At 38.4% G+C, this 16,505-nt stretch carries 9 protein-coding genes and 1 pseudogene; all 10 read left to right on the top strand.

The genetic code is table 11. The features are described 5' to 3' along the window. Positions 1-2,315, top strand: a 2,315-nt coding sequence (locus GQR59_RS10505; RefSeq protein ID WP_160062280.1) for a beta strand repeat-containing protein, incomplete at its 5' end; no start/stop codon positions are given. 20 nt (positions 2,316-2,335) lie between these two features. After that, the gene (locus tag GQR59_RS10500) at positions 2,336-6,178 is read left to right on the top strand and encodes a beta strand repeat-containing protein (protein ID WP_236546714.1); all 3,843 of its coding nucleotides are present in this window, start codon (positions 2,336-2,338) and stop codon (positions 6,176-6,178) included. A gap of 122 nt (positions 6,179-6,300) precedes the next feature. Further along, a complete protein-coding gene (locus tag GQR59_RS10495; RefSeq protein ID WP_160062276.1) occupies positions 6,301-8,490 on the top strand; it encodes a type I secretion system permease/ATPase in 2,190 nt (729 codons plus the stop codon). Then, positions 8,477-9,850, top strand: a complete 1,374-nt coding sequence (locus GQR59_RS10490; protein ID WP_160062274.1) for an HlyD family type I secretion periplasmic adaptor subunit — start codon at positions 8,477-8,479, stop codon at positions 9,848-9,850. Before GQR59_RS10495 ends, GQR59_RS10490 begins: the two co-directional genes overlap by 14 nt. A gap of 25 nt (positions 9,851-9,875) precedes the next feature. Continuing rightward, positions 9,876-11,282 (top strand): TolC family outer membrane protein, encoded by a 1,407-nt coding sequence (locus GQR59_RS10485; protein WP_160062272.1) that lies wholly within the window; start codon positions 9,876-9,878, stop codon positions 11,280-11,282. Next, positions 11,269-11,874, top strand: a complete 606-nt coding sequence (locus GQR59_RS10480) for an OmpA family protein (RefSeq protein ID WP_160062270.1) — start codon at positions 11,269-11,271, stop codon at positions 11,872-11,874. The genes GQR59_RS10485 and GQR59_RS10480 overlap by 14 nt, the downstream gene beginning before the upstream one ends. 11 nt (positions 11,875-11,885) lie before the next feature. Further along, positions 11,886-12,578: a transglutaminase-like cysteine peptidase gene (locus GQR59_RS10475; RefSeq protein WP_160062268.1), complete on the top strand. Its 693-nt coding sequence runs from the start codon at positions 11,886-11,888 to the stop codon at positions 12,576-12,578. 7 nt (positions 12,579-12,585) lie between these two features. Next, positions 12,586-14,526: a bifunctional diguanylate cyclase/phosphodiesterase gene (locus tag GQR59_RS10470; protein ID WP_160062266.1), complete on the top strand. Its 1,941-nt coding sequence runs from the start codon at positions 12,586-12,588 to the stop codon at positions 14,524-14,526. A 323-nt stretch (positions 14,527-14,849) separates the two neighbouring features. Beyond that, positions 14,850-15,308 carry a transcriptional regulator NrdR gene (nrdR, locus tag GQR59_RS10465; protein ID WP_160062264.1) on the top strand — a complete coding sequence of 153 codons (459 nt, stop codon included), beginning with the start codon at positions 14,850-14,852 and terminating at the stop codon, positions 15,306-15,308. 54 nt (positions 15,309-15,362) lie between these two features. After that, a pseudogene (ribD, locus tag GQR59_RS19005) lies at positions 15,363-16,504 on the top strand (bifunctional diaminohydroxyphosphoribosylaminopyrimidine deaminase/5-amino-6-(5-phosphoribosylamino)uracil reductase RibD). Position 16,505 lies beyond the last annotated feature (1 nt).

The raw sequence follows: 16,505 nt of genomic DNA, 5'->3' as shown, positions 1-16,505 counted from the left end.
CTGAAACGGTGACTGTGACGGTAGATCCAATTGCAGATGACACCGTATTGGTTGCTGACTCAGCGACAACGAATGAAGACACGCCTGTGACGATTGATGTAGTCGCGAACGATACTGACGTTGATAACGGTGAAGTATCCCCAGTTGATACCGTGACGCAAGGCTCGAATGGTACAGTTGCGATCAACGATGATGGTACGGTAACTTACACGCCAAATGCTGATTTTAATGGCACCGACACGTTCACTTATACCAATGTCGATGGCAACACTGAAACGGTTACTGTGACGGTTGACCCAATCGCAGATGACACCGTATTAGTTGCTGATAGCGCAACGACGAATGAAGACACGCCGATTACGATTGATGTAGTCGCGAACGATACTGACGTTGATAACGGCGAAGTATCCCCGGTTGATACCGTGACGCAAGGCTCGAATGGTACAGTTGCGATCAACGATAATGGTACGGTAACTTACACGCCGAATGCTGATTTCAATGGCACCGATACGTTTACTTATACCAATGTCGATGGCAACACTGAAACGGTTACTGTGACGGTAGATCCAATTGCAGATGACACCGTATTGGTTGCTGACTCAGCGACAACGAACGAAGATACACCTGTGACGATTGATGTGGTCGCGAACGATACTGACGTTGATAACGGCGAAGTTTCCCCAGTTGATACGGTCACGCAAGGTGCTAACGGAGCGGTTGCGATTAATGATGATGGCACCGTGACTTATACACCGAATGCCGATTTCAATGGTACGGACACGTTTACTTATACCAATGTCGATGGCAACACTGAAACCGTGACGGTCACGGTAGATCCAATTGCAGATGACACCGTATTAGTCGCTGATAGCGCAACGACGAATGAAGACACGCCGATTACGATTGATGTTGTCGCGAACGATACTGACGTTGATAACGGCGAAGTTTCCCCAGTTGATACAGTCACGCAAGGCTCGAATGGCACCGTGGCTATTAACGATGATGGCACCGTGACTTACACACCGAATGCCGATTTCAACGGTACGGACACCTTTACTTATACCAATGTCGATGGCAACACTGAAACGGTGACGGTCACGGTTGATCCAATCGCAGATGACACGGTATTAATCGCTGATAGCGCAACGACTAACGAAGACACACCGATTACGATTGATGTAGTCGCGAACGATACTGACGTCGATAACGGCGAAGTATCCCCAGTTGATACCGTGACGCAAGGCTCGAATGGTACAGTTGCGATCAACGATAATGGTACGGTAACTTACACACCGAATGCCGATTTCAATGGCACCGATACCTTTACTTATACTAATGTCGATGGCAACACTGAAACGGTGACTGTGACGGTAGAACCAATTGCAGATGACACCGTATTAGTCGCTGATAGCGCAACGACTAACGAAGACACACCAATTATCATTGATGTAGTCGCGAACGATACTGATGTTGATAACGGTGAAGTATCCCCAGTTGATACAGTCACGCAAGGCTCGAATGGTACAGTTGCGATCAACGATGATGGTACGGTAACTTACACACCAAATGCTGATTTCAATGGCACCGATACGTTTACTTATACCAATGTTGATGGCAACACTGAAACCGTGACGGTAACGGTAGATCCAATTGCAGATGACACCGTATTAGTCGCTGATAGCGCAACGACGAATGAAGACACACCAATCACGATTGATGTTACGGCGAACGATACTGATGTCGATAACGGTGAAGTATCCCCAGTTGATACCGTGACGCAAGGCTCGAATGGTACAGTTGCGATCAACGATGATGGTACGGTAACTTACACACCGAATGCCGATTTCAACGGTACGGACACCTTTACTTATACCAATGTTGATGGCAATACTGAAACCGTGACGGTCACGGTTGATCCAATTGCAGATGACACCGTATTAGTCGCTGACTCAGCGGTAACGAACGAAGATACACCTGTGACGATTGATGTAGTCGCGAACGATACTGACGTTGATAACGGCGAAGTTTCCCCGGTTGATACGGTCACGCAAGGGTCGAATGGCTCTGTGGCGATTAATGATGACGGCACGGTAACCTACACGCCGAATGCCGATTTCAACGGTACCGATACCTTTACTTATACCAATGTCGATGGCAACACTGAAACGGTCACTGTGACGGTTGATCCAATTGCAGATGACACCGTATTGGTTGCTGACTCAGCGACAACGAATGAAGACACGCCGATTACGATTGATGTAGTCGCGAACGATACTGACGTCGATAACGGCGAAGTATCCCAGTTGATACCGTGACGCAAGGGTCGAATGGCTCTGTGGCGATTAACGATGATGGTACGGTAACTTACACACCGAATGCCGATTTCAACGGTACGGACACGTTTACTTATACCAATGTCGATGGCAATACTGAAACGGTTACTGTGACGGTTGATCCAATTGCAGATGACACGGTATTGGTTGCTGACTCAGCGACAACGAACGAAGACACACCAATTACCATTGATGTAGTCGCGAACGATACTGACGTTGATAACGGTGAAGTTTCACCGGTTGATACGGTCACGCAAGGTGCTAACGGCGCGGTTGCGATCAACGATGATGGCACCGTGACTTATACACCGAATGCTGATTTCAACGGCACGGATACCTTTACTTACACCAATGTCGATGGCAATACTGAAACCGTGACGGTCACGGTAGATCCAATTGCAGATGACACCGTATTGGTTGCTGACTCAGCGACAACGAATGAAGACACGCCGATTACGATTGATGTAGTCGCGAACGATACTGACGTTGATAACGGTGAAGTATCCCCGGTTGATACCGTCACGCAAGGGGCGAATGGCTCTGTGGCGATCAATGATGATGGCACCGTGACTTATACACCGAATGCTGATTTCAATGGTACCGATACCTTTACTTATACCAATGTCGATGGCAACACTGAAACCGTAACGGTCACGGTTGATCCAATTGCAGATGACACGGTATTGGTTGCTGACTCAGCGACAACGAACGAAGATACACCAATCACCATTGATGTTACGGCGAATGATACTGATGTCGATAACGGCGAAGTATCACCGGTTGATACAGTCACGCAAGGCACTAACGGCGCGGTTGCTATTAATGATGACGGCACGGTTACCTACACGCCGAATGCTGATTTCAATGGTACCGATACCTTTACTTATACCAATGTCGATGGCAACACTGAAACGGTGACTGTGACGGTTGATCCGGTTGCAGATGACACCGTTCTAGTTGCCGATAGCGCAACAACGGATGAAGATACGCCTGTGGTAATCGATGTGCTCAGTAATGATACCGATGCCGATGGCGTTACATCACCGGTTGCGTCAGTGACAGACGGTGCTAACGGTACGGTCGCGATTAACGATGATGGCACCGTGACGTACACACCGAATGCCGATTTCAACGGCACGGATACCTTCACTTACACGAATGAAGATAACAACACTGAAACGGTCACTGTAACTGTAAGCCCAGTTGAAGACCCAACTGAAATATTAGTCGGAAGTTCAGACTCTGATCTAGGTGAAGTAACAGAAGATATCGATGTAACAACAGATAGTAAACTTACAGATAGTGGTACGTTAACATTCTCTGATGTTGATATTGAAGATAGCGAGAACTTCGAACCTACGATAGAGTTTTCACCAACAGAAGATGGAGATACTGCTCTAGGTGAGATTACTATTGACGTTGATGGTAATTGGACTTATGAAGTTGATAACAGCGCCGTACAGTTTTTAGGTGAAGGCGAAACAATCACAGAAGTTTATACCGTTACATTAAATGGTACGACGCACGATATCACTATTACTATTAATGGTTCAGATGATCCGACAACAATTGAACCCGTCGGTACTGCATTTGAAAGAGGGTTCGTAACTGAAGATGTTAACGTAACTTCAGGACAACTTACAGATGGTGGTCGATTCCAGTTCACCGATGCTGACGATTCGGATAGTGCTAGTTTTGATGCGAACGTTGCTTTTGTAAGTTCAACTTCAGGTACTGGTCAACTGGGTACAATGACAATTACAAGTGGTGGTGTTTGGTCGTATGTAGTTGATAATAGCCTGGTGCAGTACTTAGATGAAAGTGATCAAATAGTCGAAAACTTTGTGATCACTGTCAATGGTACGGAACAAGAGATTAGCGTATTTATTTTTGGGGCAGAAGATCCTACAGAAATTACTGTTAATTCATTAGTCGGCGATAGTGCTGAAGGCTCTGTTACCGAAGGAGATTCCGTTACTGATGGTAAATTAATTGATTCAGGAACGCTCACTTTTTCTGATGTAGATACTGCTGATAGTGAAAGTTTTGCACCTGAAGTTACATTTGTAGGAGCAAACGACGGTGATACTGCTTTAGGTGAATTAATAATCGATGCAGATGGCAATTGGTCATACGAAGTTGATAATAGTGCCATTGCTTACTTAGATAGCGATGAACAAATAACTGAAACTTTCACCGTGAGTTTAAATGGTGAAACACAGGATATTGTTGTTACAATTAATGGCACAGATACTCTTCTTGCAGTTGATGATGCAGAGGCCCCTATTAGTGGTCTTTCTGGACAATATTGGGGTTATGATGAAGATCTCGAAGGGGGAAATACTTCTTCTTTAACTATCGTGAAAGATTATATAGCAGCTAATCCAACAGCTGATATTGCATTTACCTCTACTCAACTTGATTACACGAATGTCTTTGGCGCTGATTTAGCTGCGAATGTTAGTGATGGAGTACCAAACAATTTAATTGGTTTCTTAAATGATGATGCTGATTCTATTGCAACTATTAATGGTGGTTCATCTACTACAGCAACAGATGGAATTATAGATTTAACCGGTAATTTATATGTAGCAGAAGAAGGTTTATATATTATCGATGTTCAGCATGATGATGGTTTTGAACTAATTATTGATGGTGAAGCAGTTATCACATTCTCTGCAATTACTTCAAGTATTCAAACGAGTTTGTCATTATCTTTAACCGAAGGCCTACACTCAATTGAGATTATTTATTGGGACCAAGCTGGTGACTATGATCTTGTCTTAAATATGTATCCTGCAGGAACCGCTATTTTAGATATTGAGGCTAATAATATTTGGGTTGCAGAAAACCTATCTTATGCTGAAGGTATAAGTACTGTTATAGATACATCTGTTACAGTTGAACTATTGTCTAACGATACTGGAGAAGGGATTACAGTTAATTCAGTTAGTGATCCTGAAAATGGGACTATAACCATTGTTGATGGTGAGGTTATTTATGAACCAGATTCTGGATATACAGGAATAGATTCATTTGTTTATGATATTATTGATATAAATGGTAATATTTCAAATACTGCTACAGCCTACGTCACTGTTACTCATAATGCAGAATCAGGACTAATAGATGCTGATACAATAGATGATTCCACTGACTCTACTGATGATCAAGTTCTTGTTGGTGACGGCACTCCTAATGAAATAACGGGAGGTGATGGAGATGACATTATTTCCGGCTTATCTAGTAATGATACATTAAGTGGTGCTGGCGGAAATGACCAATTATTTGGTGGAGATAATAACGACATATTATTTGGTAATACAGGTAATGATGAGTTATACGGTGAACAAGGAACTGATACTCTCGATGGTGGGTTAGGGGACGATATCCTGACTGGAGGCATAGGTACTGATATCTTAATTGGCGGCGATGGAGCAGATACCTTTGTTTGGACAGATCAAGACACATTTGGTTCTGATACGATTTCAGATTTTAATGTTGAAGAAGGCGATAAATTAGACTTAAGTGATCTCTTGCAAGGGGAAACTGAAGGTGATTTAGGTAAATATTTCGATATTAGTTTTAATGGTACAGATACAACCCTAAGCGTCAGTAGTAATAATCTTAATGAAAATCCGTTTAACACATTTAAAGGGACAACGATTGTCTTGGAAGATACTCAATTAGATGGCGTGACTCATGATGGTGCACTGAGTGAAGATGAAGTTGAAACTGTTATTAACAGTCTTTTTGACAGCGGCGCTTTAGTTATCACTGAAACAGTAGTAGATACAGGGACAACTGCAGCAGCTATCGATACTACAGATGACAGTATTATTTGATATTACATTTATATATAGGCTAGAATCTTTATAAGATGTTAAAGCATTTTTATATGCCAATATTAGTACTATTGGCATTTTAAAATAGCACTACTATTGTTATTGATAATAAAGGGTCAACTTTGAATCAAAAAAATTCTCAAAAAGATAAATGGGAAATTAATGCATCAACTCGTATTGGGCACGACCCTCTATTAGACTGTTTGGTGTTATTAAGTGAATATTTTGCGACACCTTGTTCTGCAGAAGCATTAGCTGCCGGTTTACCATTAACCAATCAATATCTCTCTCCTGAACTTTTACCTCAGGCTGCAAGTCGAGCTGGTTTAAGTGCAAAGTTAGATCGTAGAAGTTTAAATACACTACCAGATATGTTGTTGCCTTGTATTTTAATGCTTAAAAATAAGCGGGCTTGTATTTTACATGAGCTAGATTTGACTAAAAATCAAGTTCGAGTTTCATTTCCTGAAACTGGTGGAGAGGAACAGCTCTCTGTTGAAGAACTTGAATCTGAATATGTTGGTTATTTATTTTTAATTAAACAAAAGTATCATGGCGATCGTCACTTTGATGTTCATATACAAGAAACTACTGTTCATTGGTTGTGGAATAGCATTCGTGAATCTGCACCAATTTATCGTGACGTTATCATTGCTTCTATATTAATTAATATATTTGCTTTGCTATCACCTTTATTTATTATGAATGTGTATGACAAAGTAGTACCTAATCTTGCCTTTGAAACATTATGGGTATTAGCGATAGGTGCCTCTGTTGCGTATATTTTTGACTTTATTTTAAAGCAAATTCGAGGTTACTTAATTGATGTTGCTGGTAAAAAAGTAGACGTAGAAATATCTTCAAAATTATTTGCTAAAGCAGTCGGTATACCGTTAGAGAAAAGATCTTCTAGTATCGGTGGTATGGCGCGTCAAATTGGTGAATTCGATAGCATTCGGGAATTTTTATCATCCGCAACTATTACTGCATTAGTAGATTTACCCTTTTCAATTTTATTCATTTTCATTATTTGGTTAGTAGCAGGTGATTTAGCCTACTTCGCTATAATCGCGACAGTGCTTATACTCGGCTATAGCTTGACAGTGCAACCTCGATTAAAAGTCGCCATTGAAGAAAGTAATAAATTTTCGGGTTTAAAACATGGCCATTTAATTGAAAGTTTATCTTCTTTAGAGTCAATTAAAGCCAATGGTGCCGAAGGATTAATTCAGCACACCTGGCAACAAATGGTTGGTCATACGGCTAAATGGCAACTTAAAGTTAAAATGGTAACTAACTCCGTTTCTAATGTCTCTAGTTTCATTATTCAAATGACGGTAATAGCCGTAATCGTTCTTGGAGTTTATCGTGTTTCTGAAGGTTTGATTTCAATGGGGGCAATTATTGCTGCTGTTATGTTATCAAGCCGTGCCATTGCTCCAATGGGCAGAATTGCTGGGTTAATGACTCGTTATAATCAAACAATGAGTTCATTACGTCAAATAGATGGAATTATGAAACAAGAGAGTGAATTTGAAAATAAAGGTCATCTTGTTAGCCGTAATAAACTTGAAGGTAATATTGAATGTGAGCAAGTGTCATTTAAATATCCTAATACCGAAAAAACAGCGTTATACCCATTTTCTTTACAAATTAAACCTGGCGAGAAAATTGCTATTATCGGACGTAATGGTTCAGGTAAAACAACATTTGCAAAACTAATTCTTGGGTTATATAAACCATCATTAGGTAGTATACGTTACGATGGTTTACATCAAGAGCAGATACATCCGAGTGACTTAAGAAGTAACATCGGTTACTTACCGCAGGATATTACTTTATTTCACGGTACTATTAAAGACAACATTCTTTTTGGAACACGACAAGTTACTGAATATCAATTATTACGCGCTGCACAATTATCTGGTGTTTGCTTGTTTACTGACCTTGCTTCAGAGGGGTTAGATTTACAAGTTGGCGAAGGTGGTGTTTCTCTTTCTAGGGGGCAACGTCAAGCAGTGGCATTAGCCCGTGCTATTTTAAACGACCCTCAAGTTCTATTACTTGATGAACCTACTGCAAGTTTAGATGCACGTTCTGAAAAACAGTTTATTTTATCTATGAAACAGACCGTTAAAAATCGAAGTTTATTACTTATTACTCATAAAATGCATTTATTACAGTTAGTAGATAGAATTATCATTGTAGATCACGGGAAAATTGTTGCAAATGGCCCTAAAGATATTGTTTTAGAGCAACTTTCAGCAGGAAAGTTTACTGCGAGTAAAGGAGCAGAACATGAAAATATCTAAACAAGATTTAGAAATGGCTGATGATGTCTATGGTGCAATGCTAACGGAAACTCCTACAGCACAACGCTTAACTATATGGGCTTTAACTGCTTTATTTATTTGTTTCTTTGTTTGGTCTTATTTTGCAGAATTAGATCGTGTTGTACGAGGAGAAGGAAAAGTGGTTCCTTCTTCTCAAGTACAAGTTATTCAGAGTTTAGATGGGGGTATTTTACAAGAACTTTATGTTAAGGAAGGGATGGTTGTTACTAAAGGGCAACCCTTAGCGCGCATTGATGACACCCGTTTTCGTTCAGATATGGCACAGCAAGTTCAAGAGGTCGATGCATTGAGAGCTGATATTATTCGTCTGAGGGCTGAACTTGGTAGTATTTTGATTGCCAATGCAAAAGATTGGAAGTTACAGATAAAAATAGAACAAAAGAAACTAGAATTCCCAGAAGACTTGCAAACAACAGCTGCCACTTTAGTCGAACGTCAACAAAATGAATATGTTGGGCGTTTGAATAGTTTAGATAATCAAGTTGCGATTCAAGCTCAGCAAATATTACAACGTGAACAAGAAATAAAAGAGTTACAGTCGAAGATTCGTACGCTGAGAAGTAGTTTGAGTTATGCCAATAGAGAGCTCAAATTAACGCGCCCTCTGGCTAAAAAAAATATAGTGCCTGAAGTAGAGTTATTAAAATTGCAGCGTACCGTTAATCAGCTTAATGGTGAGTTAAATGCATTACGGACTCAGATTCCTAGGAATGAATCTGCTCTAGAAGAGTCTATTTTAAAAAGACGCGAGCTTGTATTCAATTTCCGTACGGATGCACGTGCGCAATTAAATGAGAAGCAGGCTGCATTATCAAGTATCACTGAAGCTCAAGTAGGTGTTCAAGATAAAGTAAGCAAAGCCTTAATTACCTCTCCAGTAGTAGGAACGGTAAAAACCTTGCATATCAATACATTGGGTGGCGTAGTTAAGCCTGGTCAGGTATTATTAGAAATTGTTCCAACAGAAGATAAACTGTTAGTCGAAGCTAAAGTTATCCCTAAAGATATTGCATTTATTCATGTTGGTTTACCTGCTCGAGTAAAAATTACAGCTTATGATTTTACTCGTTATGGTGGCTTAGATGGTGTCGTTGAACTGATCAGTGCTGATACGACTCAGGATGAAGAAGGCAATAGTTTTTATATTGTAAGAATCCGTACAACTGAATCTAATATGAATAAAGATAATAAAATAGATATGCCTATTATTCCTGGAATGTTGACAAGTGTTGACGTGATGGTCAGTAAAAGGACTGTACTTGAATATATACTTAACCCGATATTAAGAGCCAAAGAAATGGCGTTACGTGAATATTAAATTTAGATATGGACATGGAGATAGAATGAGACCATTAAAACGTGGAATAACTAAAAATTTTTCTTTAGTTGCTTTTAGTTCCCTAGCACTACTGCCTTTGCAAGCTTATAGTCAATCATTAGAGCAAGCAGTGGCACATACTTTAGACAGTAACCCTGAAATTCATGAAGCATTTACACGCTTTAAAGTAAGTGAAAAACAAGTGGAACAGGCTGAAGCTGGTTATTATCCCACTTTGGATTTAACTGGTGGTTTAGGCCGAGAGTATACTGATAGTGTTACTACAAGAGGTTATGACGATTCCGGTAATAATACTGAGAGTCTTACTAGAAGAGAGTTAGGTTTAAGTTTTAGACAAAATTTATTTAGTGGTTTTGAAACAAGCAGTGAAGTTGACCGTACCAGTTATGCAACAAGTGCGGAACAATGGCGATTACATTCAGTAGCAGAAGACCTTAGCTTAGAAGCAACTAGGGTTTATGTAGGTCTCATGCAAGCTAAAGAATTAGTCGCCTTATCAGAAAAAAACTTGCAATCGCATGTTGATATTTATGATCAAATTAAAGAACGTACGGACTCAGGGTTTAGTAGTAAAGCTGATTTGTCACAAATCAGTGGCCGTTTAGCACAAGCTGAATCTAGCTTAATTGCAGCTAAAAATAACTATTTAGATGCCAAAACAATGTTCTATAGTGTGATTGATCAGGCACCTGAGAATCTTGTTATTCCATATCCTGACAGCAGTATGCTACCTGCTACGCAAGCCGAAGGTCTTGAAATTGCACTTAAGAATCATCCTTCTGTTTGGGCTGCAAGTAATGATATTCAATCGGCTACTGCTCAGTATAATTCTGCTAAATCTAAGTATTATCCTGATGTGACTTTTGAAGTTGATGCTAACTTTAATGATAATATCGATGGTGTCGATGGTTCTAATACAGGCACTGGCGTTGGTGGTGAAAATAATGAAGTCGTTGCCATGCTACGTTTTAGATACAACCTCTTTGCAGGCGGAAAAGATACAGCCTACGCCAAAGAAACTGCTTATAGAATCAATCAAGCAAAAGCATTAAACATGACTGCACATAGAGAAGTAAAAGAAGGCTTTACTTTATCATGGGATGCTTATGAGCTTTTAAATCTGCAAAAGAAATATATAAAAATGCATGTTATTGCAGCGAAAAATACACAAGATGATTATAAAGAACAGTTTAAAGTTGGCCAACGTAGTTTATTAGATTTATTAGATACTGAAAATGAACTTTTTGAATCACGTCGTGATTTCTTAGAAGCTGAGTTTTCAGAAATAACCGCTCAATATCGCATATTACATGCAATGGGAATATTATTAGATTCATTACGAGTCACTCGTCCTGAGTCATGGAAGGGTGAAGAGCAATTTGAGGGTGGAGTTTACAATGAAAAAGGTTAGTCTATTAGCCAGCGTTTTATTATTAAGTGGTTGTTCAATTAATATCATTGATATGACAGAAAAACCAACAGAGCAAATATACGATTTATCCGATCCTGAAGGGGATGGGATTATTACTGCTCGTGATAATTGTCTTGATACCATTTCAGGAGCAGCTGTTGGTAATGATGGTTGCGGTACTGATATTGTTGAAAAAATTAGGGTTAAATTATTAGTTAACTTCGATAATAATTCATCTATTGTTGACGCTAAATATTATCCTGAAATCGAAAAATTAGCTGGTTTAATGAAAGAATATAAATCGGTTAATGTATCGATAGAAGGGCATACTAGCATCGTTGGAACTGCCGAACATAATAAAGAATTATCTCTAAATCGAGCTAAAGCGGTTAAGTCGATATTAGTTAGACAATATGGGATTGATGACAGCAGAGTTAACGCAAAAGGCTTTGGATTTGATCAACTTCTATTCGAAGGTAACGATGATAATGTGAATGCACAAAATCGACGTATTGTTGCTGAGATTATTGGTGGTAAAGAGATTGTTGATATGAAATGGAATATTTATAGTGTCGATCAGCGTGAACAGTAATTAATACTTTAATGCGCTGGAAGCGAGCTTCATTAATAAATATATTTGTTATTGGTGTTCTTGCATATATGAGTAGTTATTATCTATATGCAAGTGTTTCATTAAACTTCAATAGTAAAAAGCTCATTTCTACACTGCAAAAAAACTATGGTGCTCGTGCTGCTAAAAGAGGTACTGCATGGTTAAAAGTACTGAATAAACAATATGAAAGTGAACATCAAAAGTTAGTTAGTACGAATCGTTTTTTTAACCAATTACGATTCACTACTGATAAAAAGCTTTGGGGACAAAGTAATTATTGGGCAACACCCGTTGAATTTATAGGTGTCAATGCTGGTGATTGTGAAGACTTTGCTTTAGCTAAATATTTTAGTTTATTAGCGATAGGTGTTGCAGATGATAAATTAAGAATTGTGATGGTTAAGTCACTTACATTAAATCAATATCATATGGTTGTTGCGTATTATGCAACTCCAACATCAGAACCATTGATCTTAGATAATATCGATGGTCGAATAAAAAAAGCGAATGATCGCAAAGACTTAATTCCTGTGTATAGCTTTAACGGTAAGCTGTTATGGTTAAACAATGTAAAAAAACAAGGACGTGTTGCAGGAAAACCAAGTAGGCTCAAACGATGGAATGATTTAAACCTTCGTATGGGACTTAATCAATTAAAGCAACCTGTTACATCAATGGAGTAACTTATTTATGACACTGTTTAATCAGATCAATTCTTTATTACTAGGATTATTTTTACTAGTAGTAACGAGTTTGGCGTATTTTCAGTTTACCGAGACAAAAGGGTTTATGGAAAGTCAGATATCTTCTGATTTGAATAATACAACAAATGCGTTGACCCTGATGTTGAAACCACACCTTGAAACAGGCGATGTTGCATCTGCTGAAACGGTAATCAATGTTATTTTTGAAGGTGGCTTTTATAAAAAAGTAAGTCTTACTTGGCTAGACAATGATAAAACTCAGGTTTGGGATAACCCTATAAAAGTTGAAGGGGTACCACAATGGTTTTTGAATTTAGAGCTATTTGGACCACAAAGCACAGAGAGTACTATTACTAATGGTTGGATACAATTAGCGACTTTAAAATTAGAAGCTAATCCTGCAATTGGGTACAGTCAGCTTTGGAAAGTAATGAGTGATACATTAATTACGTTAACGATATTATTTGTTCTATCTTTAACTATTTTACGTTTCCGTTTGAGAAAAATTCTAGCTCCTTTACATCGTGTTGCAGGACAGGCTAAATTAATTGCTAAGCGCGAATTTCAACCTGATTTAGAAACCCCTGATACAATAGAACTTAAAGAAGTGGTGTTAGCAATCAATAGTATGTCAGGTCAGCTACAAACTATGTTTTCCCAATTAGATACAGAAGTAGTTTCTTTAAAAAATGAAAAGTTAACTGATAAAGTGTCACAGTTGCCTAACCGTTTGTACTTAAATTCTCAGCTTGGAAGTTGGATAAAAGATCCTGGTTATGGAGGTCTATTAATCGCGAGATTAGATTGGTTAGAAAAAATAGATGAGCAGTTTGGTTATCAAGTAAGAGACAACACCATCCAGATATTAGCAAAAGAGATGCAACAATCATTACCTGCTCTTGCTCCTTGTGTGATTGCTCGTATCTCTAGCAGAGAATTTGTTTTCTTGGTTACAAAAGCATCACCTCAGCAGTTGAAAGTGTATGTACAACATGTTATTCGTTTGATTAATCAAGCGATGGTTAGTGCAAACTATAAAGATGAAGAGCAATTTGCAATAGGTGTTGCAGTCAGAACTCAAGGAATATCAGCTTCTAAATTACTAGGAAATGCAGATGATGCATTACAGTCTGCATTAAATAATAATGAAGTTTCTCATTGGTTTGAAAATAATCAAGAACAAGAACTAGAATTAACACAGTGGAGAGAACTTTTACAAGAAGCTATTATTCAACGTCATTTCTTATTGCAATGGCATCCAGTCATGTCATTTAAAAATGACAACGTGATGCAGCGTGAAATCTATAGCGGTTTGCAAATTGGAGAGAATGTAATACGAGCTGCACAATTTATGCCTTATATCGAACAATTAGAGTTAGGCAGTGAATTTGACCAGTCTTTGCTTAAAGATATTGCAGAGCATCCAACTTTGCTTGCTAACCAAGAGAAAGTAGCCATCAACATTACACAGGATAGTGTACTCGATCTTAATTTTCATAATTGGTTAGGACTCTTTCTCAGTCGACAAAAAAATCCTGATCGTTTCCATTTTGAAATACAAGAAAGTACTGTGTTGGCTTATCCAAAACAGAGTCAAAAATTTACTAATATTGTCAAAGAAAAAGAAGGTAAAGTAGGTATTGACCATTATGGAAGAAAAATGGGGTCTGTTGCATACTTACAAACGATCAAACCAGATTATGTAAAACTAGACCAATCCTTATCATGTAACTCAAGTAACGATGTAGAAGTTAATGAAATTACAGAACGCCTTGCTTTAAGCAGAGCTGTTATTAATACGGCCCGTGGATTGGATATTGAAGTTATCATTACTGCAGTTGAAGATAATGAGCAACTAGAAAGGTTAATAGGGTTACACGCAAATGGTTATCAAGGGTTTATCACACCACCAAGTTATATTTATTAATTACTAAGAAATAAAAAAGCCGCTAAATAGTTTATCGCTATTTAGCGGCTTTTTTGTATGCGTTTATTTTCTTCATATTTTTTCTTTAATATATCACTATTCTACATAATTCGTTCAAAACGACTTTATAAAAAAGAGTTTATTATTTAAATTCTTATATCACTTTTTGTTTAATTATTGACGATAAAGTCCCATTTAAGAGTGAAATTATGTTAAATTAGCAGGCTATCTTAACCCCTATAATTAGTCCGTTATTAGTTAATAAAGTTATATATAACAAGCTAATACGCTATTCCGTCGTTTATTACACAGAGAAATACACTATGTTTTGTCCTTTTTGTAATGCACAAGATACAAAAGTTATCGATTCTCGCCTTGTTTCTGAAGGCTCTCAAGTTCGTCGTCGCCGTTTATGTAATGAATGCAATGAGCGTTTTACGACTTTTGAACTGGCTGAATTAATTATGCCTCGTCTGATAAAGTCAGATGGTAGTCGTGAACCTTTTAACGAAGAAAAATTATTAGTTGGCATTAATATCGCTTTAGAAAAGCGTCCTGTTAGTATTGAAGCAGTAGAAAGTGCGGTGAACAAACTAAAGTCGACCTTACGTGCGACAGGTGAGCGAGAAGTCCCTACAAAGATGGTAGGTGAATTAGTTATGGACTTATTAAAGGGTTTAGACAAAATTGCTTACATTCGTTTTGCTTCTGTTTACCGTGCATTTGAAGACGTAAAAGAGTTTGGTGAAGAAATTGCAAAACTTGATAAAGTGAATAAGTAATCCTATAAAAACTAAAAAATTAGTTAACATTTTAAATTAAAAAGTAATTATCACATGTCATTTACTGAACTAGATAAAGAATACATGCTTAGAGCAATAGAACTTGCTAAGCATGGACGTTTTACAACATCACCTAACCCGAATGTGGGTTGTGTCATTGTCAAAGATGGTGCGATTGTTGGTGAAGGTTTTCATAAAAAAGCAGGAACAGGGCATGCAGAAGTTCATGCTCTAGCGGCTGCTAAAGACCAAGCTAAAGGTGCAACCTGCTATGTGACTTTGGAACCATGCTCTCATTATGGCAGAACACCTCCTTGCGCCTTAGCGTTAGTTAAAGCGAGCGTAAAGCGAGTGGTTGTGGCAATGGTAGATCCTAATCCCTAAAGTCGCTGGTCGTGGACTTTCTCTTTTAGAAGAAGCAGGAATTATTGTTGAAGTAGGGTTGTTGACTGAACAAGCTGAGGCGTTGAATCCTGGTTTTATTACGCGCATGAAATTAAAGCGACCTCGTGTGACCGTTAAAATGGCATCAAGCTTAGATGGTAAAACGGCGTTGAAAAATGGACTAAGCCAATGGATAACAGGCCCTCAAGCAAGAGCAGATGTTCAATGTTATCGAGCACAACAAAGTGCCATTTTAACCGGTAATAAAACGGTTTTTGCTGATGATCCTAGTTTGAATGTACGTTATCAAGAATTAGTTAATAGTCCAGCGTTTGATAGTGCCTTTATTAGATGAAGCAGATCTTCGTCAACCGATTCGTATCATTTTAGATTCTCACAATAAGCTGACACTACAAGAAAAATTATTTGATTTACCGGGTAAAGTTTTATTAGTGTCTTTGACTGTTCGAGATACAGCTTCGTTTTCAGCTTGTAAGGCCGATGTAGAACAAATTATTTGTACTCAAAATGAAAATAATCAAATTGATCTTCATGCGTTAATGAGCCTACTTAATCAACATGAAATTAATGACTTATGGGTAGAAGCTGGCGCTACATTAGCGGGTGAATTTTTTAAAAATAATTTGGTTGATGAATTTATTCTCTACCAAGCAACAAAATTAATGGGCGATCAAGCTAGAAACTTAGTAAACTTACCCAACTTTTCAACGATGAACGATATTATCACGCTTAAATTACATTCTGTCACTCAGATTGGTGATGATATTCGTCTTATTAACCATCGAGAATAAT

Origin of the sequence: Psychromonas sp. L1A2 (genome assembly GCF_009828855.1) — a bacterium.
Taxonomy (GTDB): domain Bacteria; phylum Pseudomonadota; class Gammaproteobacteria; order Enterobacterales; family Psychromonadaceae; genus Psychromonas.
The sequence above is the reverse complement of the archived record's forward strand: the minus strand, read 5'-3'. Positions and strand labels throughout refer to the sequence as shown.